The organism is Bacillus nitroreducens (assembly GCF_964021195.1).
Window position 1 is genome coordinate 955504 of record NZ_CAXHYI020000003.1, and the last position, 25109, is coordinate 980612.

15 protein-coding genes, 8 tRNA genes and 6 rRNA genes are annotated in these 25109 nt (G+C 43.9%); all 29 read right to left on the reverse strand.

What is annotated here, in order from left to right; translation table 11 throughout:
* Positions 1-125: 125 nt before the first annotated feature.
* A complete protein-coding gene (locus ACWPVE_RS08575; RefSeq protein ID WP_453992489.1) occupies positions 126-587 on the reverse strand; it encodes a CtsR family transcriptional regulator in 462 nt (153 codons plus the stop codon).
* Between the two features lie 171 nt (positions 588-758).
* On the reverse strand, positions 759-1415 hold the full coding sequence (locus tag ACWPVE_RS08580) for an MgtC/SapB family protein (RefSeq protein ID WP_453997425.1): 657 nt from the start codon (positions 1413-1415) through the stop codon (positions 759-761).
* Positions 1416-1711: 296 nt separating this feature from the next.
* Positions 1712-1827, reverse strand: a 5S ribosomal RNA gene (rrf, locus tag ACWPVE_RS08585).
* A 173-nt stretch (positions 1828-2000) separates the two neighbouring features.
* Positions 2001-4932 (reverse strand): 23S ribosomal RNA (locus tag ACWPVE_RS08590).
* A gap of 449 nt (positions 4933-5381) precedes the next feature.
* Positions 5382-6931, reverse strand: a 16S ribosomal RNA gene (locus ACWPVE_RS08595).
* A gap of 77 nt (positions 6932-7008) precedes the next feature.
* Positions 7009-7084, reverse strand: a tRNA-Ala gene (locus tag ACWPVE_RS08600).
* A gap of 16 nt (positions 7085-7100) precedes the next feature.
* Positions 7101-7177 (reverse strand) — tRNA-Pro (locus ACWPVE_RS08605).
* Between the two features lie 3 nt (positions 7178-7180).
* Positions 7181-7257 (reverse strand) — tRNA-Arg (locus ACWPVE_RS08610).
* Positions 7258-7271: 14 nt separating this feature from the next.
* Positions 7272-7360, reverse strand: a tRNA-Leu gene (locus tag ACWPVE_RS08615).
* Positions 7361-7378: 18 nt separating this feature from the next.
* Positions 7379-7453, reverse strand: a tRNA-Gly gene (locus tag ACWPVE_RS08620).
* 4 nt (positions 7454-7457) lie between these two features.
* A tRNA-Leu gene (locus ACWPVE_RS08625) sits at positions 7458-7538 on the reverse strand.
* Positions 7539-7551: 13 nt separating this feature from the next.
* Positions 7552-7627 (reverse strand) — tRNA-Lys (locus tag ACWPVE_RS08630).
* Positions 7628-7640: 13 nt separating this feature from the next.
* Positions 7641-7716: transfer RNA gene (locus tag ACWPVE_RS08635), tRNA-Val, on the reverse strand.
* Positions 7717-7725: 9 nt separating this feature from the next.
* A 5S ribosomal RNA gene (gene rrf, locus ACWPVE_RS08640) occupies positions 7726-7841 on the reverse strand.
* Between the two features lie 219 nt (positions 7842-8060).
* Positions 8061-10992: ribosomal RNA gene (locus ACWPVE_RS08645) — 23S ribosomal RNA — on the reverse strand.
* A gap of 449 nt (positions 10993-11441) precedes the next feature.
* Positions 11442-12991, reverse strand: a 16S ribosomal RNA gene (locus ACWPVE_RS08650).
* The 16S, 23S and 5S rRNA genes sit together here with 8 tRNA genes alongside, the layout of an rRNA operon.
* A 308-nt stretch (positions 12992-13299) precedes the next feature.
* The gene (gene lysS, locus ACWPVE_RS08655; protein ID WP_453992491.1) at positions 13300-14784 is read right to left on the reverse strand and encodes a lysine--tRNA ligase; all 1485 of its coding nucleotides are present in this window, start codon (positions 14782-14784) and stop codon (positions 13300-13302) included.
* A gap of 152 nt (positions 14785-14936) precedes the next feature.
* On the reverse strand, positions 14937-15938 hold the full coding sequence (dusB, locus tag ACWPVE_RS08660; RefSeq protein WP_453992492.1) for a tRNA dihydrouridine synthase DusB: 1002 nt from the start codon (positions 15936-15938) through the stop codon (positions 14937-14939).
* A 33-nt stretch (positions 15939-15971) separates the two neighbouring features.
* Positions 15972-16187: a helix-turn-helix domain-containing protein gene (locus ACWPVE_RS08665; RefSeq protein WP_453992494.1), complete on the reverse strand. Its 216-nt coding sequence runs from the start codon at positions 16185-16187 to the stop codon at positions 15972-15974.
* The gene (gene folK, locus ACWPVE_RS08670) at positions 16139-16663 is read right to left on the reverse strand and encodes a 2-amino-4-hydroxy-6-hydroxymethyldihydropteridine diphosphokinase (protein WP_453992496.1); all 525 of its coding nucleotides are present in this window, start codon (positions 16661-16663) and stop codon (positions 16139-16141) included. The genes ACWPVE_RS08665 and folK overlap by 49 nt, the downstream gene beginning before the upstream one ends.
* On the reverse strand, positions 16656-17024 hold the full coding sequence (gene folB, locus ACWPVE_RS08675) for a dihydroneopterin aldolase (RefSeq protein ID WP_453992497.1): 369 nt from the start codon (positions 17022-17024) through the stop codon (positions 16656-16658). The genes folK and folB overlap by 8 nt, the downstream gene beginning before the upstream one ends.
* Positions 17024-17800 (reverse strand): dihydropteroate synthase, encoded by a 777-nt coding sequence (folP, locus tag ACWPVE_RS08680; protein ID WP_453997427.1) that lies wholly within the window; start codon positions 17798-17800, stop codon positions 17024-17026. Before folP ends, folB begins: the two co-directional genes overlap by 1 nt.
* A 306-nt stretch (positions 17801-18106) precedes the next feature.
* The gene (gene pabC, locus ACWPVE_RS08685; RefSeq protein WP_453992499.1) at positions 18107-18958 is read right to left on the reverse strand and encodes an aminodeoxychorismate lyase; all 852 of its coding nucleotides are present in this window, start codon (positions 18956-18958) and stop codon (positions 18107-18109) included.
* Entirely contained in the window at positions 18943-19542 is a 600-nt protein-coding gene (pabA, locus tag ACWPVE_RS08690) for an aminodeoxychorismate/anthranilate synthase component II (protein WP_453992501.1), read from the reverse strand. The genes pabC and pabA overlap by 16 nt, the downstream gene beginning before the upstream one ends.
* Entirely contained in the window at positions 19539-20978 is a 1440-nt protein-coding gene (locus tag ACWPVE_RS08695) for an anthranilate synthase component I family protein (RefSeq protein ID WP_453992503.1), read from the reverse strand. The genes pabA and ACWPVE_RS08695 overlap by 4 nt, the downstream gene beginning before the upstream one ends.
* A 293-nt stretch (positions 20979-21271) precedes the next feature.
* Positions 21272-22201 carry a cysteine synthase A gene (cysK, locus tag ACWPVE_RS08700; RefSeq protein ID WP_453992505.1) on the reverse strand — a complete coding sequence of 310 codons (930 nt, stop codon included), beginning with the start codon at positions 22199-22201 and terminating at the stop codon, positions 21272-21274.
* A 167-nt stretch (positions 22202-22368) separates the two neighbouring features.
* The gene (locus tag ACWPVE_RS08705) at positions 22369-23274 is read right to left on the reverse strand and encodes a peptidyl-prolyl cis-trans isomerase (RefSeq protein ID WP_453992507.1); all 906 of its coding nucleotides are present in this window, start codon (positions 23272-23274) and stop codon (positions 22369-22371) included.
* A gap of 20 nt (positions 23275-23294) precedes the next feature.
* Positions 23295-24173 carry an Hsp33 family molecular chaperone HslO gene (gene hslO / locus ACWPVE_RS08710; RefSeq protein WP_453992509.1) on the reverse strand — a complete coding sequence of 293 codons (879 nt, stop codon included), beginning with the start codon at positions 24171-24173 and terminating at the stop codon, positions 23295-23297.
* A gap of 37 nt (positions 24174-24210) precedes the next feature.
* Positions 24211-24978, reverse strand: a complete 768-nt coding sequence (locus tag ACWPVE_RS08715; RefSeq protein ID WP_453992511.1) for a type III pantothenate kinase — start codon at positions 24976-24978, stop codon at positions 24211-24213.
* Between the last annotated feature and the right edge of the window lie 131 nt (positions 24979-25109).

Genomic DNA, 25109 nt, shown 5'->3' on the forward strand with positions numbered 1-25109 from the left:
ATATACCAAACGAAGTGAGTTGAAAAAGTTGCCATAGGTCATGGCGTCGTTCTTTTCCTGTTCATGGTCCGAAAAGTTTATTTTAAAATATTTAATGCATTGTCTAGAAGCTTTCTTTTTAAAAATTATCGATACATGAGAGATGTAAGCATTGCTTTTAACATTCTTGCTCTCAACTCATCCCGATGAGGAAGATCAATAAACAATACAGATCGATCGATAACGCTTAACATGATTTTTGCTTCTCTTTTTGATATCACTTTCTCCTCTATCAACCGCAGAATAACATCTTCAGCGCTTGCTTGGGAGATTCGCTTATCAATAAGCCTTACAAGTTGATTAACGAGCTGTGAATCGTCATTCATCTTCACTTTCATGATCCGAATGTATCCACCACCACCTCGTTTACTTTCGACTAAATAGCCTCTTTCTAAGGTAAACCTTGTATTTATAACATAATTAATTTGAGATGGGACACATTCAAATTTATCAGCAATCTCACTTCTTTTAATTTCAACAATCGCTCGATCACTTGTATCAAGAACACTTTTCAAATATTGTTCAATGATATCAGATATATTCCTCAATTATGACCACACCTCACTCTGACTTTGACTATATTTGACTATAGTTATAATATAAAATGACCGCACTAATTTTTCAACTGTTTCGTTTCCCAATAGTGAAAGTAGGCAATCATTTTTTAAGGCATTTACTATCCTATACTCTCCAAATATGGTACATCTCTAAACGCAAAATCAGAAAATTTTTTGTACCATTTTGTGTTTAGACATTTCTTCATATAGTCTTAGACGCTCATCTTTACTGGCTACTTCAACATCAATCGTATATTGGCAATTCTGATCTGCTTTGTCCTTAGAATACTTAATATTGAAGTCCCTCACTTGAAAGCCATTGTCTTTAAACAATTCCAAGATGGATGAAAAAGAAGAAATATCCTCATTAATAATAATATGAACGGTTTTTCTTTTTGTCGATTTAAAAAAGATTTCTTCAAACCGATTAAGAAAAATTAAACTAAGTAAAACGACTATTGTTGTTAAGATAGCTGGGGCATACATACCTAACCCAATAATTAAACCTAGACCAGCTACAACCCAGATAGAGGCTGCTGTTGTTAACCCTCGAACAGTCGCATCCCTTACAAGAATCGTCCCCGCACCTAAAAATCCAATTCCACTAATCACATAAGATGGAATCCTAGCAGGATCAAAACGGACATTTGTGCTCATTTCCAAATACGGCTGAAACCCGTAAATGGACATTAACATCATTAAACAAGAACCAACTCCGACCAATAAATGTGTACGAAATCCTGCAGGGTGCTTATTTACCTCTCTCTCTAACCCAACTAACCCACATAATAATGCTGCCATAAATATTCGAATCGACATTGTTATAAACTCTTGCGTTTGGAATGATGCAATAAACTGTGTCAAATTACATCCCCCTGTTCTAAATCCAATATTATGTAATTCGATAGACAAACCAAATCCCCTTTTTTAAAAAAGAAAAATTTTGTGTTTTATCATTATACGACTTACACCAAAATTTATGAATCTCCGGAACTGTTTTTTTAGAATAGTATCAGAGCTAGTATTTGATATAATTTCTTATTAAATCTTAACCGTCCCAGGATTTTTTTATTAAAACACAAAAAAGACCAACCATAACGGCTGATCTTTTAGGTGCTTAGCGACGTCCTACTCTCACAGGGGCAATGCCCCAACTACCATCGGCGCTGAAGAGCTTAACTTCCGTGTTCGGTATGGGAACGGGTGTGACCTCTTCGCTATCGTCACTAAACTATAAGAAGGATTCATTCCTTCAAAACTAGATAACGCATGCACATTCATTAATGTCTTGCTTCGGCTCCTAGCCTCTCGAGGTCGCTTCACTTCTTCTGTCAAAGTCTATGACTTTTCCCTCAGAAGTTCCAGCGCTTGTCGTGGCTGTACAGTCGCCTGCGCATTTCTATTTTGGTTAAGTCCTCGATCGATTAGTATCAGTCAGCTGCACATGTCACCATGCTTCCACCTCTGACCTATCAACCTCGTCATCTTCGAGGGATCTTACTAGTTTAACACTATGGGAAATCTCATCTTGAGGGGGGCTTCATGCTTAGATGCTTTCAGCACTTATCCCTTCCACACATAGCTACCCAGCTATGCCCTTGGCAGGACAACTGGTACACCAGCGGTGTGTCCATCCCGGTCCTCTCGTACTAAGGACAGCTCCTCTCAAATTTCCTACGCCCACGACGGATAGGGACCGAACTGTCTCACGACGTTCTGAACCCAGCTCGCGTACCGCTTTAATGGGCGAACAGCCCAACCCTTGGGACCGACTACAGCCCCAGGATGCGATGAGCCGACATCGAGGTGCCAAACCTCCCCGTCGATGTGGACTCTTGGGGGAGATAAGCCTGTTATCCCCGGGGTAGCTTTTATCCGTTGAGCGATGGCCCTTCCATGCGGAACCACCGGATCACTAAGCCCGACTTTCGTCCCTGCTCGACTTGTAGGTCTCGCAGTCAAGCTCCCTTGTGCCTTTACACTCTACGAATGATTTCCAACCATTCTGAGGGAACCTTTGGGCGCCTCCGTTACTCTTTAGGAGGCGACCGCCCCAGTCAAACTGCCCACCTGACACTGTCTCCAAGGCCGATAAGGCCTTCGGGTTAGAATTTCAATACAGCCAGGGTAGTATCCCACCGACGCCTCCACCGAAGCTAGCGCTCCGGCTTCCAAGGCTCCTACCTATCCTGTACAAGCTGTACCAAAATTCAATATCAGGTTGCAGTAAAGCTCCACGGGGTCTTTCCGTCCTGTCGCGGGTAACCTGCATCTTCACAGGTACTATAATTTCACCGAGTCTCTCGTTGAGACAGTGCCCAGATCGTTACACCTTTCGTGCGGGTCAGAACTTACCTGACAAGGAATTTCGCTACCTTAGGACCGTTATAGTTACGGCCGCCGTTTACTGGGGCTTCGATTCAGAGCTTCGCTTGCGCTAACCCCTCCTCTTAACCTTCCAGCACCGGGCAGGTGTCAGCCCCTATACTTCGCCTTGCGGCTTCGCAGAGACCTGTGTTTTTGCTAAACAGTCGCCTGGGCCTATTCACTGCGGCTTTTCAGGGCTATGCACCCTAAAAAGCACCCCTTCTCCCGAAGTTACGGGGTCATTTTGCCGAGTTCCTTAACGAGAGTTCTCTCGATCACCTTAGGATTCTCTCCTCGCCTACCTGTGTCGGTTTGCGGTACGGGCACCATTTACCTCGCTAGAAGCTTTTCTTGGCAGTGTGGAATCAGGAACTTCGGTACTATATTTCCCTCGCCATCACAGCTCAACCTTACGGTAAGCGGATTTGCCTACTTACCAGTCTAACTGCTTGGACGCACATATCCAACAGTGCGCTTACCCTATCCTCCTGCGTCCCTCCATCGCTCAAACGGTAAAGAGGTGGTACAGGAATATCAACCTGTTGTCCATCGCCTACGCTTTTCAGCCTCGGCTTAGGTCCCGACTAACCCTGAGCGGACGAGCCTTCCTCAGGAAACCTTAGGCATTCGGTGGAGGGGATTCTCACCCCTCTTTCGCTACTCATACCGGCATTCTCACTTCTAAGCGCTCCACCAGTCCTCACGGTCTGACTTCGCTGCACTTAGAACGCTCTCCTACCATTGTTCGTAAGAACAATCCACAGCTTCGGTGATACGTTTAGCCCCGGTACATTTTCGGCGCAGAGTCACTCGACCAGTGAGCTATTACGCACTCTTTAAATGGTGGCTGCTTCTAAGCCAACATCCTGGTTGTCTAAGCAACTCCACATCCTTTTCCACTTAACGTATACTTTGGGACCTTAGCTGGTGGTCTGGGCTGTTTCCCTCTTGACTACGGATCTTATCACTCGCAGTCTGACTCCCGAGAATCAAGTCTTTGGCATTCGGAGTTTGACTGAATTCGGTAACCCGATGAGGGCCCCTAGTCCAATCAGTGCTCTACCTCCAAGACTCTATACTCGAGGCTAGCCCTAAAGCTATTTCGGAGAGAACCAGCTATCTCCAAGTTCGATTGGAATTTCTCCGCTACCCACACCTCATCCCCGCACTTTTCAACGTACGTGGGTTCGGGCCTCCATTCAGTGTTACCTGAACTTCACCCTGGACATGGGTAGATCACCTGGTTTCGGGTCTACGACCACGTACTCATTCGCCCTATTCAGACTCGCTTTCGCTGCGGCTCCGTCTCTTCGACTTAACCTTGCACGTAATCGTAACTCGCCGGTTCATTCTACAAAAGGCACGCCATCACACATGAATGTGCTTTGACTACTTGTAGGCACACGGTTTCAGGTTCTATTTCACTCCCCTCCCGGGGTGCTTTTCACCTTTCCCTCACGGTACTGGTTCACTATCGGTCACTAGGGAGTATTTAGCCTTGGGAGATGGTCCTCCCAGCTTCCGACGGGATTTCACGTGTCCCGCCGTACTCAGGATCCACTCAAGAGAGAACGAAGTTTCGACTACAGGGTTGTTACCTTCTCTGACGGACCTTTCCAGGTCGCTTCGTCTACTTCGCTCTTTTGTAACTCCGTATAGAGTGTCCTACAACCCCAAGAGGCAAGCCTCTTGGTTTGGGCTATCTTCCGTTTCGCTCGCCGCTACTCAGGAAATCGCGTTTGCTTTCTCTTCCTCTGGGTACTTAGATGTTTCAGTTCCCCAGGTCTACCTTCGCTTACCCTATGAATTCAGGTAAGGATACTGCCCCATTACGAGCAGTGGGTTTCCCCATTCGGAAATCTTCGGATCAATGCTTACTTACAGCTCCCCGAAGCATATCGGTGTTAGTACCGTCCTTCATCGGCTCCTAGTGCCAAGGCATCCACCGTGCGCCCTTTATAACTTAACCTGTTCGGCTTCGATAAGCTTCAAATTTCTTCGCTTCTCATGCGCCTATAAGTTTAAAGAACTTTACTTCAATGAATGTTTTGTTACGTTATCTAGTTTTCAAGGAACGAAGCTACTGACTTCAATCACATCGTGATTTACATCAGTGAATAGTCTCCATGCAGCTTTGCGATGAGGAATTAATCATCATTGACTAATCTTGCAGACGCAAGCGCAATTGATTTTTGCGAAAGGCAAAAATCGACCTTTGAGAGAAAAAGCACTCTCAAAACTGACCACAATACAATACGTCTTTTTATGAAGTTCGTAGAACTTCTATTGTCTAGCTACGGTTCCTAGCCTCTCGAGGTTACTTCACTTCTTCTGTCAAAGTCTGCTGACTTTCCCTTCAGAAGTTCCAGCACTTGTCGAGGCTGAACAGTCACCTTCGCTTTTCGACTTTTTCCTTAGAAAGGAGGTGATCCAGCCGCACCTTCCGATACGGCTACCTTGTTACGACTTCACCCCAATCATCTGTCCCACCTTAGGCGGCTGGCTCCTTACGGTTACCCCACCGACTTCGGGTGTTACAAACTCTCGTGGTGTGACGGGCGGTGTGTACAAGGCCCGGGAACGTATTCACCGCGGCATGCTGATCCGCGATTACTAGCGATTCCGGCTTCATGCAGGCGAGTTGCAGCCTGCAATCCGAACTGAGAATGGTTTTATGGGATTGGCTTAACCTCGCGGTTTCGCTGCCCTTTGTACCATCCATTGTAGCACGTGTGTAGCCCAGGTCATAAGGGGCATGATGATTTGACGTCATCCCCACCTTCCTCCGGTTTGTCACCGGCAGTCACCTTAGAGTGCCCAACTGAATGCTGGCAACTAAGATCAAGGGTTGCGCTCGTTGCGGGACTTAACCCAACATCTCACGACACGAGCTGACGACAACCATGCACCACCTGTCACTCTGTCCCCGAAGGGAACGTCCTATCTCTAGGAGTGTCAGAGGATGTCAAGACCTGGTAAGGTTCTTCGCGTTGCTTCGAATTAAACCACATGCTCCACCGCTTGTGCGGGCCCCCGTCAATTCCTTTGAGTTTCAGTCTTGCGACCGTACTCCCCAGGCGGAGTGCTTAATGCGTTGACTTCAGCACTAAAGGGCGGAAACCCTCTAACACTTAGCACTCATCGTTTACGGCGTGGACTACCAGGGTATCTAATCCTGTTCGCTCCCCACGCTTTCGCGCCTCAGCGTCAGTTACAGACCAGAGAGCCGCCTTCGCCACTGGTGTTCCTCCACATCTCTACGCATTTCACCGCTACACGTGGAATTCCGCTCTCCTCTTCTGCACTCAAGTCCCCCAGTTTCCAATGACCCTCCACGGTTGAGCCGTGGGCTTTCACATCAGACTTAAAGGACCGCCTGCGCGCGCTTTACGCCCAATAATTCCGGATAACGCTTGCCACCTACGTATTACCGCGGCTGCTGGCACGTAGTTAGCCGTGGCTTTCTGGTTAGGTACCGTCAAGGTACCGCCCTATTCGAACGATACTTGTTCTTCCCTAACAACAGAGCTTTACGATCCGAAGACCTTCTTCGCTCACGCGGCGTTGCTCCGTCAGACTTTCGTCCATTGCGGAAGATTCCCTACTGCTGCCTCCCGTAGGAGTCTGGGCCGTGTCTCAGTCCCAGTGTGGCCGATCACCCTCTCAGGTCGGCTACGCATCGTTGCCTTGGTGAGCCGTTACCTCACCAACTAGCTAATGCGCCGCGGGCCCATCCGTAAGTGATAGCAAGAAGCCATCTTTTAATATAAGACCATGTGGTCTCATATGTTATCCGGTATTAGCTCCGGTTTCCCGAAGTTATCCCAGTCTTACAGGTAGGTTGCCCACGTGTTACTCACCCGTCCGCCGCTAATCTTTGGGAGCAAGCTCCCTTAGATTCGCTCGACTTGCATGTATTAGGCACGCCGCCAGCGTTCATCCTGAGCCAGGATCAAACTCTCCAATAGAGTATTGATTGCTCAATAAGTTTTGTTACTTAGAATTAACGTTGACGCTTGTATTGTGTTCAGTTTTCAAAGAACTTTGGTGGAGCCTAGCGGGATCGAACCGCTGACCTCCTGCGTGCAAGGCAGGCGCTCTCCCAGCTGAGCTAAGGCCCCAAATAAATTATATTAGTGGTCGGGAAGACAGGATTCGAACCTGCGACCCCTTGGTCCCAAACCAAGTGCTCTACCAAGCTGAGCTACTTCCCGTAATGGCGCGCCCGAAAGGAGTCGAACCCATAACCTTCTGATCCGTAGTCAGACGCTCTATCCAATTGAGCTACGGGCGCAATTACTATTTAAATGGTGCCGAGGACCGGAATCGAACCGGTACGGTAGTCACCTACCGCAGGATTTTAAGTCCTGTGCGTCTGCCAGTTCCGCCACCCCGGCAATTTAACAAATAACTTCTGGAGCGGAAGACGGGATTCGAACCCGCGACCCCCACCTTGGCAAGGTGGTGTTCTACCACTGAACTACTTCCGCATAATGCGGGTGAAGGGACTCGAACCCCCACGTCAAAGACACTAGATCCTAAGTCTAGCGCGTCTGCCAATTCCGCCACACCCGCATATTTGAATAAATGGTGAGCCATGAAGGATTCGAACCTTCGACCCTCTGATTAAAAGTCAGATGCTCTACCGACTGAGCTAATGGCTCGTACTATAAAAGATGGTGGAGGATGACGGGATCGAACCGCCGACCCCCTGCTTGTAAGGCAGGTGCTCTCCCAGCTGAGCTAATCCTCCAAACATTTTGCCTAGCGACGTCCTACTCTCACAGGGGCAATGCCCCAACTACCATCGGCGCTGAGAAGCTTAACTTCCGTGTTCGGTATGGGAACGGGTGTGACCTTCTCGCTATCGTCACTAGACTTTTTTATGAGGAACCTTACCTATTATAATCTCTTTTCGAGATTAGTCAACAGGAAATTCATTCCTTCAAAACTAGATAACGTACGCACATTCATTAATGTCTTGCTTCGGCTCCTAGCCTCTCGAGGTCGCTTCACTTCTTCTGTCAAAGTCTATGACTTTTCCCTCAGAAGTTCCAGCGCTTGTCGTGGCTGTACAGTCGCCTGCGCATTTCTATTTTGGTTAAGTCCTCGATCGATTAGTATCAGTCAGCTGCACATGTCACCATGCTTCCACCTCTGACCTATCAACCTCGTCATCTTCGAGGGATCTTACTAGTTTAACACTATGGGAAATCTCATCTTGAGGGGGGCTTCATGCTTAGATGCTTTCAGCACTTATCCCTTCCACACATAGCTACCCAGCTATGCCCTTGGCAGGACAACTGGTACACCAGCGGTGTGTCCATCCCGGTCCTCTCGTACTAAGGACAGCTCCTCTCAAATTTCCTACGCCCACGACGGATAGGGACCGAACTGTCTCACGACGTTCTGAACCCAGCTCGCGTACCGCTTTAATGGGCGAACAGCCCAACCCTTGGGACCGACTACAGCCCCAGGATGCGATGAGCCGACATCGAGGTGCCAAACCTCCCCGTCGATGTGGACTCTTGGGGGAGATAAGCCTGTTATCCCCGGGGTAGCTTTTATCCGTTGAGCGATGGCCCTTCCATGCGGAACCACCGGATCACTAAGCCCGACTTTCGTCCCTGCTCGACTTGTAGGTCTCGCAGTCAAGCTCCCTTGTGCCTTTACACTCTACGAATGATTTCCAACCATTCTGAGGGAACCTTTGGGCGCCTCCGTTACTCTTTAGGAGGCGACCGCCCCAGTCAAACTGCCCACCTGACACTGTCTCCAAGGCCGATAAGGCCTTCGGGTTAGAATTTCAATACAGCCAGGGTAGTATCCCACCGACGCCTCCACCGAAGCTAGCGCTCCGGCTTCCAAGGCTCCTACCTATCCTGTACAAGCTGTACCAAAATTCAATATCAGGTTGCAGTAAAGCTCCACGGGGTCTTTCCGTCCTGTCGCGGGTAACCTGCATCTTCACAGGTACTATAATTTCACCGAGTCTCTCGTTGAGACAGTGCCCAGATCGTTACACCTTTCGTGCGGGTCAGAACTTACCTGACAAGGAATTTCGCTACCTTAGGACCGTTATAGTTACGGCCGCCGTTTACTGGGGCTTCGATTCAGAGCTTCGCTTGCGCTAACCCCTCCTCTTAACCTTCCAGCACCGGGCAGGTGTCAGCCCCTATACTTCGCCTTGCGGCTTCGCAGAGACCTGTGTTTTTGCTAAACAGTCGCCTGGGCCTATTCACTGCGGCTTTTCAGGGCTATGCACCCTAAAAAGCACCCCTTCTCCCGAAGTTACGGGGTCATTTTGCCGAGTTCCTTAACGAGAGTTCTCTCGATCACCTTAGGATTCTCTCCTCGCCTACCTGTGTCGGTTTGCGGTACGGGCACCATTTACCTCGCTAGAAGCTTTTCTTGGCAGTGTGGAATCAGGAACTTCGGTACTATATTTCCCTCGCCATCACAGCTCAACCTTACGGTAAGCGGATTTGCCTACTTACCAGTCTAACTGCTTGGACGCACATATCCAACAGTGCGCTTACCCTATCCTCCTGCGTCCCTCCATCGCTCAAACGGTAAAGAGGTGGTACAGGAATATCAACCTGTTGTCCATCGCCTACGCTTTTCAGCCTCGGCTTAGGTCCCGACTAACCCTGAGCGGACGAGCCTTCCTCAGGAAACCTTAGGCATTCGGTGGAGGGGATTCTCACCCCTCTTTCGCTACTCATACCGGCATTCTCACTTCTAAGCGCTCCACCAGTCCTCACGGTCTGACTTCGCTGCACTTAGAACGCTCTCCTACCATTGTTCGTAAGAACAATCCACAGCTTCGGTGATACGTTTAGCCCCGGTACATTTTCGGCGCAGAGTCACTCGACCAGTGAGCTATTACGCACTCTTTAAATGGTGGCTGCTTCTAAGCCAACATCCTGGTTGTCTAAGCAACTCCACATCCTTTTCCACTTAACGTATACTTTGGGACCTTAGCTGGTGGTCTGGGCTGTTTCCCTCTTGACTACGGATCTTATCACTCGCAGTCTGACTCCCGAGAATCAAGTCTTTGGCATTCGGAGTTTGACTGAATTCGGTAACCCGATGAGGGCCCCTAGTCCAATCAGTGCTCTACCTCCAAGACTCTATACTCGAGGCTAGCCCTAAAGCTATTTCGGAGAGAACCAGCTATCTCCAAGTTCGATTGGAATTTCTCCGCTACCCACACCTCATCCCCGCACTTTTCAACGTACGTGGGTTCGGGCCTCCATTCAGTGTTACCTGAACTTCACCCTGGACATGGGTAGATCACCTGGTTTCGGGTCTACGACCACGTACTCATTCGCCCTATTCAGACTCGCTTTCGCTGCGGCTCCGTCTCTTCGACTTAACCTTGCACGTAATCGTAACTCGCCGGTTCATTCTACAAAAGGCACGCCATCACACATGAATGTGCTTTGACTACTTGTAGGCACACGGTTTCAGGTTCTATTTCACTCCCCTCCCGGGGTGCTTTTCACCTTTCCCTCACGGTACTGGTTCACTATCGGTCACTAGGGAGTATTTAGCCTTGGGAGATGGTCCTCCCAGCTTCCGACGGGATTTCACGTGTCCCGCCGTACTCAGGATCCACTCAAGAGAGAACGAAGTTTCGACTACAGGGTTGTTACCTTCTCTGACGGACCTTTCCAGGTCGCTTCGTCTACTTCGCTCTTTTGTAACTCCGTATAGAGTGTCCTACAACCCCAAGAGGCAAGCCTCTTGGTTTGGGCTATCTTCCGTTTCGCTCGCCGCTACTCAGGAAATCGCGTTTGCTTTCTCTTCCTCTGGGTACTTAGATGTTTCAGTTCCCCAGGTCTACCTTCGCTTACCCTATGAATTCAGGTAAGGATACTGCCCCATTACGAGCAGTGGGTTTCCCCATTCGGAAATCTTCGGATCAATGCTTACTTACAGCTCCCCGAAGCATATCGGTGTTAGTACCGTCCTTCATCGGCTCCTAGTGCCAAGGCATCCACCGTGCGCCCTTTATAACTTAACCTGTTCGGCTTCGATAAGCTTCAAATTTCTTCGCTTCTCATGCGCCTATAAGTTTAAAGAACTTTACTTCAATGAATGTTTTGTTACGTTATCTAGTTTTCAAGGAACGAAGCTACTGACTTCAATCACATCGTGATTTACATCAGTGAATAGTCTCCATGCAGCTTTGCGATGAGGAATTAATCATCATTGACTAATCTTGCAGACGCAAGCGCAATTGATTTTTGCGAAAGGCAAAAATCGACCTTTGAGAGAAAAAGCACTCTCAAAACTGACCACAATACAATACGTCTTTTTATGAAGTTCGTAGAACTTCTATTGTCTAGCTACGGTTCCTAGCCTCTTGAGGTTGCTTCACTTCTTCTGTCAAAGTCTGCTGACTTTTCCTTCAGAAGTTCCAGCACTTGTCGAGGCTGATCAGTCACCTTCGCTTTTCGACTTTTTCCTTAGAAAGGAGGTGATCCAGCCGCACCTTCCGATACGGCTACCTTGTTACGACTTCACCCCAATCATCTGTCCCACCTTAGGCGGCTGGCTCCTTACGGTTACCCCACCGACTTCGGGTGTTACAAACTCTCGTGGTGTGACGGGCGGTGTGTACAAGGCCCGGGAACGTATTCACCACGGCATGCTGATCCGCGATTACTAGCGATTCCGGCTTCATGCAGGCGAGTTGCAGCCTGCAATCCGAACTGAGAATGGTTTTATGGGATTGGCTTAACCTCGCGGTTTCGCTGCCCTTTGTACCATCCATTGTAGCACGTGTGTAGCCCAGGTCATAAGGGGCATGATGATTTGACGTCATCCCCACCTTCCTCCGGTTTGTCACCGGCAGTCACCTTAGAGTGCCCAACTGAATGCTGGCAACTAAGATCAAGGGTTGCGCTCGTTGCGGGACTTAACCCAACATCTCACGACACGAGCTGACGACAACCATGCACCACCTGTCACTCTGCCCCCGAAGGGAACGTCCTATCTCTAGGAGTGTCAGAGGATGTCAAGACCTGGTAAGGTTCTTCGCGTTGCTTCGAATTAAACCACATGCTCCACCGCTTGTGCGGGCCCCCGTCAATTCCTTTGAGTTTCAGTCTTGCGACCGTACTCCCCAGGCGGAGTGCTTAATGCGTTGACTTCAGCACTAAAGGGCGGAAACCCTCTAACACTTAGCACTCATCGTTTACGGCGTGGACTACCAGGGTATCTAATCCTGTTCGCTCCCCACGCTTTCGCGCCTCAGCGTCAGTTACAGACCAGAGAGCCGCCTTCGCCACTGGTGTTCCTCCACATCTCTACGCATTTCACCGCTACACGTGGAATTCCGCTCTCCTCTTCTGCACTCAAGTCCCCCAGTTTCCAATGACCCTCCACGGTTGAGCCGTGGGCTTTCACATCAGACTTAAAGGACCGCCTGCGCGCGCTTTACGCCCAATAATTCCGGATAACGCTTGCCACCTACGTATTACCGCGGCTGCTGGCACGTAGTTAGCCGTGGCTTTCTGGTTAGGTACCGTCAAGGTACCGCCCTATTCGAACGATACTTGTTCTTCCCTAACAACAGAGCTTTACGATCCGAAGACCTTCTTCGCTCACGCGGCGTTGCTCCGTCAGACTTTCGTCCATTGCGGAAGATTCCCTACTGCTGCCTCCCGTAGGAGTCTGGGCCGTGTCTCAGTCCCAGTGTGGCCGATCACCCTCTCAGGTCGGCTACGCATCGTTGCCTTGGTGAGCCGTTACCTCACCAACTAGCTAATGCGCCGCGGGCCCATCCGTAAGTGATAGCAAGAAGCCATCTTTTAATATAAGACCATGTGGTCTCATATGTTATCCGGTATTAGCTCCGGTTTCCCGAAGTTATCCCAGTCTTACAGGTAGGTTGCCCACGTGTTACTCACCCGTCCGCCGCTAATCTTTGGGAGCAAGCTCCCTTAGATTCGCTCGACTTGCATGTATTAGGCACGCCGCCAGCGTTCATCCTGAGCCAGGATCAAACTCTCCAATAGAGTATTGATTGCTCAATAAATTTGTTACTTAGAATTAACGTTGACGCTTGTATTGTGTTCAGTTTTCAAAGAACTCTTTAATGCTTGTTGCTCTCTCGAAGCAACTTTTTAATAATATCATCTATCTTTTCGATAGTCAATAACTTTTTAAAACTTTTTTATTTCACCACCGCATCTCGGCGGCAGATTTATAATATACCATCACATAAGTTTTAGCGCAAGGTTTTTCTTAAAAATTATTCTAGAAAAATTTCCTATATACATTTTTAAAAAAATAGAGTGGGGTTTCCACTCTATTTTTTATCAGCTTATTTATGACGCATCTGTGGGAAAAGTAGTACATCTCTTATTGAAGGTGAATTCGTTAAGAGCATAACAAGTCTATCAATTCCAATTCCTAATCCACCAGTTGGAGGTAGACCGTATTCTAAGGCTTCAACGAAATCCTCATCCATCATATGAGCTTCGTCATTTCCCTGCTCTCTTTCTTTAAGTTGGGCTTCAAATCTTTGACGTTGGTCAATCGGATCATTTAGCTCTGTAAATGCATTAGCATGTTCTCTTCCAACAATGAATAATTCAAAACGATCCGTAAATCTTGGATCTTCTGGATTCTTTTTCGCAAGTGGTGAGATTTCAACAGGATGTCCATAAATGAATGTCGGTTGGATAAGCTTGTCCTCAATTTTTTGCTCAAAGAACTCATTTACAATATGACCGTATTGCATATTTTCATTAATCTCTACATCATGTTCTTTCGCAAGTTGTCTTGCTTCTTCTATACTCATTTCCTTCCAGAAGTCTACACCTACATATTCCTTGATTGCATCAACCATATGCAGTCGTTTCCACTCTGGTTTTAAGTCTATTTGGTGGTCACCGTAAGCAACAGTTGTAGTTCCAAGTACTTCTTGAGCAATATGAGCGATTAGGTTTTCTGTTAGACTCATGATGTCTTTGTAATCAGCATATGCTTCATATAATTCAATCATAGTGAATTCAGGGTTGTGACGAGTTGAGACTCCCTCATTACGGAAAACTCGACCAATTTCGTATACTTTTTCTAATCCACCAACGATTAGACGTTTTAGATGAAGTTCAATCGCAATTCGCATGTACAACTCAATATCTAACGCATTATGATGAGTAATAAACGGGCGTGCAGATGCTCCACCAGGGATTGAGTGCATCATAGGTGTTTCTACTTCAAGGTACCCATGGTCATCTAAATAGCGTCTCATGGATCTGATGATTTTACTTCGTGTAATAAATGTCTCTTTGCTATCTGGACTCATGATTAGGTCTAGGTAACGTTGACGATAGCGTTGTTCAACATCCTTTAAGCCATGGAATTTGTCAGGTAACGGACGTAACGCTTTTGATAGGAGTTCAAATGAAGTAACTTTTATAGAAAGCTCTCCCACTTTTGTTTTAAATACAGTTCCAGAAACACCTACAATATCCCCTAGATCCACAATATTAAATACTTCATACTGCTCTTCTCCAACAGAATCAAGACGAACATATAGTTGGATTTGACCTGTTAGGTCTTGAATATGAGTAAATCCAGCTTTTCCTTTCCCGCGTTTAGTCATGATACGACCAGCAATCGCTACACTGACTTCTTTTTCATCAAGTTGTTCTTTTGTGAACTCGTTATAAAGATCAATCAATTCACGTGTACTATGCGTTCTTTCAAATTTTTTACCAAATGGGTCTACTCCCATTTCTCGTAAATTATGTAACTTTTCTCTTCTTACTATTAATTGGTCATTTAATTCCTCGTGATTCATTTTTTTCAACTCCTATTTTGTCACCTAATATCTATGAAAAACGAACACTTTTTTCTTGTCCTATTCCAATATAAACGTAAAGCAGAAAAACTGCCAGTGTTAAACTGGCAGTAGGCTGCTTACGGGTATTATAGTGTAGGGAACTTTCGATGTCAAACAACCTTCGCACTGTTTGCTTCCTTTGCTTCCATTTCTTCTACGAAGTTTTGTAAAAGTGATACTAATTCATCACGCGTGTTACAATTGTTTACCCCATTACGAACAATTGCGTTGCCACGGATTCCCTTCAGATACCATGCAGCATGCTTTCTGAATTCCCTAACTGCAATATCTTCATTCTTTAAATCAATTAGACGATCTAAATGAAGTATGGATACATCAATTTTCTCTCTTACACCTGGTTCGTCAGTTAGTTCACCAGTTTCTAAATATTTGACTGTTTGGTAGATCATCCACGGATTTCCTAATGCAGCACGACCGATCATGACACCATCACAACCTGTTTCATCCAGCATTCTTTTTGCATCCTGTGGTGTTTTCACATCCCCATTGCCGATTACAGGAATATTAACAGATTGTTTTACCTGTCTAATAATGTCCCAGTTTGCTTGTCCTTCGTACATCTGGACTCGCGTTCGACCATGCAGAGCCACCGCTTGACCTCCAGCACGCTCTATCGCTTGGGCATTTTGAATGGCATAGATATGATTTTCATCCCAGCCCATACGCATTTTAACGGTAACAGGTTTATCTACTGCATCTACTACAGCTGAAACCATTTCATATATTTTATTAGGATCTAAAAGCCACTTAGCACCCGCATCACATTTTGTGATCTTAGGTACTGGGCATCCCATATTAATATCGATAATATCAGCTGTCGTATTTTTATCGACAAACTTCGCCGCTTCTACTAGTGTGTCTTTTTCTCCACCAAAGATTTGAAGACTTAATGGTTTTTCACGTTCATCTATATATAACATACCCATTGTTTTTGCATTTTTATAGAGGATTGCTTTATCGCTTACCATTTCTGCACAAACCAAACCTGCACCGAATTCCTTTACTGTTAGGCGGAATGCAGAATTACATACCCCAGCCATTGGTGCAAGAACGACCTGGTTTTTCATTTCGATATCACCGATTTTTAACAAGGTATCCCTCCTTCCTATAATAATAGCCATTTATTATTTATCTATATTTTTGGGAGTTAGGTCTTCAAGGGGCACTTTTAGTATTTCTGAAACCCTTTGTAAAAATATCTGACTAGGGACTCGCGTTCCTCGCTCGACCTCTCCAACAAGTGAGACGGATATTCCTAGATCTTTTGCCAAACCTTCTTGAGTATAGCCTTTTAATTTACGAAAAGCGCGAATACGTCTTCCCCACTTCTCCGCTTCCATATACGTACACCTTCTCTGTCTTGTAATTCGTCTAGTAGTAAGGATATCGGTTTCGATACTGCCGGAATGTGTATATCCTCGTCTATTTCAGCTAATGGTACCAGAACAAAAGCCCGCTCTGTCATTCGGGGATGTGGAATAATAAGACGCTCTGTTTCAGTATTTTCATTATTATAAAGTAAAATGTCAAGGTCTAATGTTCGTGGGCCCCACCTAATTTTCCTTTCCCTTCCAGAATCGAGCTCGATTTTCTGTAAAACCTGCAGTAAATCTAGAGGTGACAAATTTGTCCTTACTTTAATTACCATATTTAAAAATGGATCTTGATCTACATATCCAACTGGATCTGTCTCATATATCGATGAAAAATCAGAGATTATAATTCCTAGATCTTGTATCGCCTGTATACCAGTTCGCAAATAATATTCCCGTTCTCCTATATTCGTTCCAAGAGAAATGAAAGCAGTATTAGGCATGTTGTCGACTCCTTGAAATTTCAACAGCAACCGATTGAAGTTGCCCAGGAATTGGTGGATCTGGTTTCGTCACTTTTATTGTGCAGCTTGAAACCAAGGTAAAATGCTTCAAAATCTCAGTTGCTATTTTTTCAGCTACGGCTTCTAGCAATTTATATGGCTTTCCTTCCACAATGTCTTTACAAAGATGATAAAGCTCACCATAATGAACAGAATACTCAAGTTTATCCGTTTCACCAGCTTTTTTGACATCCACTTCCACCGTAAGGTCTACATAAAAACGCTGACCTAATTTTGTTTCTTCTGGAAAAACACCATGATAGCCGTAAAACTGCATTTGGTTCACGTAAATTTTGTCCATTATTGCACTGCCCCTTTACCAACAAGAACATCCATCATTTTCGCGAGTCGTGCATTCATCTTAACATTGTGAACACGGACAATATCACAGCCTTTTTGAATACCTATACAGGTAGTTGCTCCCGTTCCTTCATCACGTTCAGTTGGTGGTAAATCAAAAACGTTCCCAATAAAGGTTTTTCTTGAAGTTCCGAGAAGGACAGGATAGCCTAGCTCATAAAATCGATCTAACTGACGAATTGTTTCGATGTTATCTTCAAAGGTCTTAGCAAAACCTACTCCTGGGTCTAAGATAATGTTTTCGTCCTTCACTCCTGCTTTCCTTACTATTTCAATACTTTCCTTTAAGTCAATGATCATATCATCAATAAGATTTGAATAATTTTTATTATCTCGATTATGCATAAGGATGATTGGGACATGATAAGTTGCCGCTACTTCTGCCATTTTAGGATCCGCTTTTGCGCCCCAAATATCATTAATAATATGTGCTCCAGCTTCAATGGCTTGTTTCGCAACTTCTGATTTATACGTATCAATTGAAATAGGAACGTTGACTTCCTTTACCAGCGCCTTAATGACTGGAACCACTCTAGCAATCTCTTCCTCATCAGATATTCTTTCATGTCCTGGCCTTGTAGATTCGCCACCAACATCAATAATATCAGCACCATCCTCAACCATTTCCCTTGCATGCTTGATAGCAGCATTTAGATCTACATAAGAGCCACCATCCGAGAAAGAATCTGGTGTGATATTAAGAATTCCCATAATCATAGTCTTCTTTGAAAAATCTAATTGATACGGACCACACGCTAACGATGGTCTCCTATTTCTGTTTTGGTCCAATTCCATATCTCCTTTACTCAAACAAAAATACGACTTGGCGGGTTTTAGGTGGATTTTTCTAGCCCAGACGAGGGATACAAAAATGATGCCACTCTTTAGAAACGGCGCCGTTTTGTCTTTGTTCTTAAGCTTTAACTACCTAAAGAGGCCATGAAAACGCTACCTAGTTCGTTGCAACAAGAATAGGCGTCTAAGATGTAAATTATTTCATTTCATTGGGATTTTTTTCTCGTATTACGTTAATTCGTTCAAACTCCATAGACTTGTCCGATATTGCGAATAAACGGATTGTAGTTTTTTCGTAAAGCCGTTTTTGCCCATGAATATGTAGTTTTCAACTTCACTTAAAGGGACTATTTCTTGGATTGAATTTGTAATAAAGGCCTCATCACTCTGGAGGATCTGTTCAGGGAAATACAAACCTTCCTGTACGTTTAATCCGATAGAAGATGCTAATCGCATGACAAAGCTGCGAGTTACACCATTTAGTATCCCCGTTTGAAGTGCTGGTGTAAACAAAGTCTCCCCTTTTACCCAAAAAAGATTAGAAGTAATCCCTTCCGCAAGAAAACCTTCCTTTGTTAAAAAGACCCCCTCAATCGCTGGATCATTGCCGATTTCTCTTTTCCCATAGATATTATTTAAAAAGTGGTGTGATTTAAGACGAAAATCTCCCTCTGGGCTATTTCGAGTGGTCTGTAAAAATCGTGCTCTTTTTTCCTCGATTCTAGGCGGTATCTCCTTCATAAACACAATAACAGAAGGCTCAAGATAATCCGTTGTTGGCAGAGCCACTTCACCGATTCCAGCAGACACATTAAAACGAACATATGCATGTTTTAAACCATTAGCTGCTAGTAAATCTTGAAGAATGTTCTTCACTTCAAGACGACTAAATGACTTTTTAATTCTTATATCATTTAATCCAGACTGTAAACGCACAAGATGGTCATCTAGTAAAAACGGATGACCATCATAAATTCTAAATGTTTCAAACAGACCCATCCCATATAAAAAACCATGGTCAAATGGGGAAATACGTGCATATTCCCTTTTAACTATTTCACCGTTTAAATAGAGGTACATGTTTCCTTCTCATTTCTAATATAGTGTTCTATTACATTTTGAATTAACTGTTTGCCAGCTGTCGTCATAATGGATTCAGGATGGAATTGAACACCTTCTATAGGGTACTCCCTATGACGTATTGCCATAATTTCACCTTCAGCCGTTTCGGCAGATATTTCAAAGCACTCAGGAAGTGTCTCCTTTTTCACGATTAATGAATGATAACGCGTTGCGGTGAATGGGTACTCCAATCCTGAAAAGATGGTCTTGCCGTCGTGTTTGATTTCCGAAGTCTTCCCATGCATAAGCCTCTCCGCTTTGATTACGTCCCCACCAAATGCTTGCGCAATCGATTGATGGCCTAAGCAAACACCAAAAATCGGAATTCGTCCAGCGAAATGTGAGATTGTCTCTAAGCTTATTCCTGCCTCATTCGGTGTACACGGTCCAGGTGAAATCATGATTAAATCTGGGTTCAAATCTTCTATTTCCTGAATAGTGATTTCATCGTTTCTCTTGACGATGATTTCTTCTCCAAATTCCCCAACATATTGCACTAAATTAAATGTAAACGAATCATAATTATCAATCATTACGATCATTCTTTGCTCACCTCATACTCATATTTGTTCAACTCTACTTCACTCAACTCTTTCGCCTTCCATAATGCAAGCGCCTTTTTTAAGGACTCTTGATATTCATGTTTTGGGTGTGAATCGATGACAATGCCAGCTCCAGCTTGCACGTGAGCGATTCCATCCTTGGCAATCATTGTTCGAATTGCGATATTTAACTCCATATCTCCCGAAAAGCCAATCCACCCTATGGAACCAGTATAAATACCTCTTCTAACTGGTTCAAGTTCTTCAATGATTTCCATCGTTCGAACCTTCGGAGCACCTGTGATCGTTCCCCCTGGGAATGTTGCTTTGATGATATCTGCTCGATCTTTATCCTTAGAAAGACTTCCCATTACATTTGAAACAATATGCATCACATGTGAGTACTTTTCAATGACCATAAATTCGTCTACGGCTACTGTACCACTTTCACATACTCTGCCAAGGTCATTTCGTTCTAAGTCTACTAGCATAACATGTTCGGCACGTTCTTTCTCATTATTAATCAACTCATCTGCTAAATGTTGATCCTCTGCTTCATTTTTACCTCTAGACCTCGTTCCGGCAATTGGTCTTGTACGAACCTCATTTCCCTTTTTCTTGACTAGTAGTTCAGGAGACCCACTGACAATTTGAAACTCTGGAACATGCATATATGCCATATAAGGGGATGGGTTAATTTGACGCAATGTATGATAGATTTCCTGAGGATGAGTTTTGAGCTCTTTTGATTTGCGTACCGATAGATTCACTTGGAATACATCGCCCTCGGAAATATAATGTCTTACTTTCTCCACCGCATCGATAAATTCTTGTTCAGACAAGGAAACAGAATCATATTCTGCATATTGATGTTCTAGACTTTTTATAGGTAGAGGCCCCTCATCTTTGGATGACCATAATTCTTCATATTTCTTTAGTCTTTCATTCGCCTTTTCTTCATTATGCAGCTCATCATGAGTAATCATCCATAAAGAATGTTCAATATGGTTATAGAGAAACACATCATCGAAGACTAAAAAATATAAATCTGGTGTTTCTAGGTCATCCTGTGCTTGATTTGGCAGTTTTTCTACATATCTTGCATAATCATAACTGATAAAACCAAGTGCTCCCCCTTGAAAATCAGGTAAGTCAGGACGGTGCTCTGTTTGGTAGGATTTCATCCATTCCATAAAATGAATAAGCGGATCTCCATCTATATTAGTAGTTCCATTTTGGGTTGTGATCGAAAGTCTATGGTCTTTTCCTTTAATGACAGCAAAAGGCTTTACCCCCATGATGCTGTATGTTCCTCCACGCCCGCTTTCTAAAAGCATATGATAAGGTTCATTTTGTGTAAGTTGTTTATATGTTTCATACCATTTATCCGAAACAATGGGAATTTTCTTCGAGAAAGAAACTCTCTTATGATGCATGTAAGGCTACTCTCCTTTTAAGGCTATTCAAAGTTCGAGCTAAACTAACACTTGGATTTTCTTGGGTGGTAATCTTTTTTAGATTCCTCACCTGATACCTACCTACCCCATTTACACAAGGCACCGTACCACCTTAAACGTTCGATTCATTAGGAATAAGTGCTTTTGTTTGCTCGGACATGTTCATCCACTATTGATGGACATGCACTTTCACCTCTATTTTACATGACACGCTGGTACATAGTATATAGAAAAAAAGAGTTTCATCCGTTAGGATAAAACTCTTCATTCTCTTATTGTTCTTCAAATTGATAAAGAGCTGTACTTAAGTAACGCTCACCATTATCAGGAACTACTGCTAATACTTTTTTGCCTTTACCTAATTTTTTGGCAACCTGAAGCGCTGCGTAAATAGCCGCACCTGAAGAAATCCCTACTAGGAAACCTTCCTCCTGACCTGTACGACGTGCATACTCAAATGCTTCTTCGTTTTTTACTGTAAAGACTTCATCATAAACTTCCGTATCTAATACTTCTGGAACAAAGTTTGCTCCAATACCTTGGATTTTGTGTGGTCCTGGTTTTCCACCTGAAAGAATTGGTGAATCAGCTGGTTCTACTGCTACAATTTTAATATTTGGATACTTTTCTTTTAGAACAGGGCCAGCTCCAGTAATCGTTCCACCAGTACCAATTCCAGATACAAAAGCATCTAATTGATCTCCCATTTGTTCTACGATTTCTTTACCAGTTGTTATGTTATGAATTTCTGGGTTAGCTGGGTTGTTAAACTGTTGTGGCATGAAATAGCCGTGCTCTTTCACTAGCTCTTCAGCTTTATTAACAGCACCTCGCATCCCTTCAGACCCTGGAGTTAAGACAAGCTCAGCGCCATAGGCACGTAAAAGATTGCGACGCTCCATACTCATTGTATCTGGCATGACAAGGATTGCTTTTAAACCTTTTGCTGCAGCAACCATTGCTAAACCGATTCCAGTATTTCCACTAGTCGGCTCTATAATTGTATCACCAGGCTTTAACTTTCCGCTTTTTTCCGCTGCTTCAATCATCGCTAAAGCGATTCTATCTTTTACACTGCTACCTGGGTTAAAGAACTCAAGTTTTACGTAAACATCTGCACTATCTTCGTCAACTAAGTTATTTAATTTTACTACTGGTGTTTGACCGATTAACTCATATATTGAATTTGCTACTCTTGTCATGATTCCACCCTCAATCCCTAGTATTTGTATTGGTTTTATCTACAATTTAACAATTCTATCTTTAAAAGTCAACGAATTTACTAGTAGTAAACTGTGAATTTTTCTGACAAATGTGAATTTCGCCCTAGGAAATTAGCACCTGATATATTTTATTTGATTGAGGGAAACTATTCACTTTTTTCAAAGAACCACTTCACACCAAGTTCTTCCCAAAATGGTTCTACCGAAATGTTTCCATTCATTTGATCGATTGCAATCTGACGCTTAATTTGATCCTTAACATCATCATATGAATACGAGACAGCATCCAATGATTCATGGAGAATAATAACTGCATAGCCATTCTCCACTTCGATTGGCTCACTCCATTCATTCGGTTTGAGTGTTTCAGCAACTTCTAAATAACTTTTTGGTGCATAGCCATTTTCCTCATTCGCAAACCCTAGCTCTCCACCCCGATTTGCAGAAAATGCATCCAATGATTTCTCCATCGCGAGCGCCGCAAAACTTGAACCGTCCGCCAATTCATCTCTTACTTGTTCAGCCTCTTCCTTTGTCTTTACAACAATATGAGAAAGGTGATAAGATTTTGGAATTTCATATAGATGTTTATTTTCTTTATAGAAATGAGTCATTTCTTCTTCTGGTATTACAGCATCCTTCGTTAACAATTCCTCTAACAGAATACTTAACTCAATTTGTTCTGCCCAATGTTCGTCATTAATTCTTTCATGGTCAATCGTATTATACATTGTCTTAATCAGAGTAAGTTCACGGTCAATCGCATCCTCAGTTAATTCAATTTTATGTTTCTCTGCCATCTGACGAACGACTTCTTCATCAATCATACCCTCTAAGATTTGTTTTCCATATCGGTTTTCAAGCTCATTTAACCATTGTTGTCTCGTAATAACTTTATCCCCAATGGTCGCAACTACTTCCTCTTCCCCGCTCGCGACCACAGTCTTTGAAGCTTCAATGCTTTTTTCTGCTTTAGTTACAAAGTAAACAATTGACAAACAATTCGTGATAACGAGAGCACTAATAATTAACCACAATATTTTTCGGTTCATTTTCCCATCTCCCACTACGTCTACTTTGCCTGACCTTTTAATTCTATTAGTTCTTCTTTTGTAAAATGATAATTTTCGTTACAAAAATGACATTGGGCATCTGCTTTACCGTCTTCATCAATCATCGACTGGATTTCTTCATTCCCTAAACTAATGATGGCACTCTCAATTCGCTCTCTTGAACAAGGACAAACAAAGGAAACTGGCATCTTATCAAGAATTTTAAGATTATCTTTACCAACAATCTCCTCTAAAATATCCTCTGGGGTTAATCCCTTTTCAATCATTTTAGAGATGGGTTCTATTTCTTGAAGTCTTTTTTCAATTTGAGTGATGGTTTCCTCATCAGTACCTGGCAAAAGCTGAATGAGAAATCCACCAGCAGCTAATATAGAGTTATCAGGGTTCACTAAAACACCTACACCTACAGATGAAGGAGTTTGCTCAGAAGATACAAGATAATAGGTAAAGTCATCCCCCAATTCTCCTGAAACAATTGGAACTTGGCCAGAAAACTGTTCCCTCATTCCAATATCCTTTGCGATGGTTAACGTTCCATCCGTTCCAACCGCTCTTCTCACATCCAGCTTTCCATGTTGATTTAAGTCAAAATGAGTTTGAGGGTTTGTCACATATCCTCTTACTTCACCTTTAGCATTTGCATCAACGAGGATAATTCCGATTGGTCCTCCACCCTCAACCTTAATAGTGAGCTTATCCTCCCCTTTTAGGGCTGCTCCTAACATTACACCTGCTGTCATTGTTCTACCCAGTGCTGCAGAGGCAGTCGGCCAAGTATAGTGACGTCTCTGTGCCTCAGCAACAGTTTCTGTTGAATTTACCGCGTATGCACGCACCTGTCCATTATAAGCTAATGCTTTAATTAAATAATCACTCATTTTTATTCTCCTTTTCTTGTTGTAAACTCAATGCCATCTAGTTCATATTACGTTGATAGATAAGCTGCAATCCCTTTAATGTTAAAAATGGATCCACTTCGTCTATTGCATTTGATTCGGCTGATATGAGTGGGGCAAGGCCACCTGTTGCAATAACTGTTGGTTTTTCAGCTGCTTGTGACTTTATACGTGAGACAATCCCCTCAACCTGGCCTACATAACCATATAGAATACCCGCTTGCATGGCACTTACAGTGTTTCGCCCAATGACCCCTTCTGGGCGCGCTATTTCAATTCTTGGCAGTTTTGCTGCCTTTGAATATAAAGCTTCAGTAGAGATTGCTATACCTGGCGCAATGGCTCCACCCATGTATTGTTTTTTCTCATTTATGTAACAATATGTAGTTGCTGTACCAAAATCAACGATGATGAGCGGACTACCATATAAATGAATTCCTGCAACAGCATTGACGATTCTATCAGCCCCCACTTCTCTTGGGTTATCGTATTTAATGTTTAAGCCTGTCTTAATGCCTGGCCCCACTACAAGCGGCTTAATACCAAAATACTTTTGACACATCCGTTCCAATGCAAACATAATCGGCGGAACGACAGAGGACATGATAATGCCATTTATATCGTCAAAGGTTAAGCCTTCATATTCCAATAATGACTTTATAACAAGGCCATATTCATCTTCTGTTTTATTACGACTGGTTTCAATTCTCCAATGATGCTTTAGTTCATCATTTTCATAGACCCCTAAAACCATATTTGTATTTCCTACATCAAAAACGAAAATCATGAAGTATCCCCACCCTATTTCAATGCGTCTTTGCGTAGTGTACTCAGACCATACATTCCCCTTATTATTCTGGGACAACTACAGCAAGACTATGACTTAATGGAAACATCATAACATATCTCGTTTTTATT

Bases quoted from the DNA above. Each gene is read 5' to 3' on its own strand.
- cysK (WP_453992505.1), bottom strand. From the start codon at position 22,201: ATGACAAGAGTAGCAAATTCAATATATGAGTTAATCGGTCAAACACCA.
- hslO (WP_453992509.1), bottom strand. From the start codon at position 24,173: ATGAGTGATTATTTAATTAAAGCATTAGCTTATAATGGACAGGTGCGT.
- ACWPVE_RS08580 (WP_453997425.1), bottom strand. From the start codon at position 1,415: ATGTCGATTCGAATATTTATGGCAGCATTATTATGTGGGTTAGTTGGG.
- lysS (WP_453992491.1), bottom strand. From the start codon at position 14,784: ATGAATCACGAGGAATTAAATGACCAATTAATAGTAAGAAGAGAAAAG.
- ACWPVE_RS08715 (WP_453992511.1), bottom strand. From the start codon at position 24,978: ATGATTTTCGTTTTTGATGTAGGAAATACAAATATGGTTTTAGGGGTC.
- folP (WP_453997427.1), bottom strand. From the start codon at position 17,800: ATGATTATGGGAATTCTTAATATCACACCAGATTCTTTCTCGGATGGT.
- folB (WP_453992497.1), bottom strand. From the start codon at position 17,024: ATGGACAAAATTTACGTGAACCAAATGCAGTTTTACGGCTATCATGGT.
- pabC (WP_453992499.1), bottom strand. From the start codon at position 18,958: ATGTACCTCTATTTAAACGGTGAAATAGTTAAAAGGGAATATGCACGT.
- folK (WP_453992496.1), bottom strand. From the start codon at position 16,663: ATGCCTAATACTGCTTTCATTTCTCTTGGAACGAATATAGGAGAACGG.
- pabA (WP_453992501.1), bottom strand. From the start codon at position 19,542: ATGATCGTAATGATTGATAATTATGATTCGTTTACATTTAATTTAGTG.
- ACWPVE_RS08695 (WP_453992503.1), bottom strand. From the start codon at position 20,978: ATGCATCATAAGAGAGTTTCTTTCTCGAAGAAAATTCCCATTGTTTCG.
- ACWPVE_RS08665 (WP_453992494.1), bottom strand. From the start codon at position 16,187: ATGGAAGCGGAGAAGTGGGGAAGACGTATTCGCGCTTTTCGTAAATTA.
- ACWPVE_RS08705 (WP_453992507.1), bottom strand. From the start codon at position 23,274: ATGAACCGAAAAATATTGTGGTTAATTATTAGTGCTCTCGTTATCACG.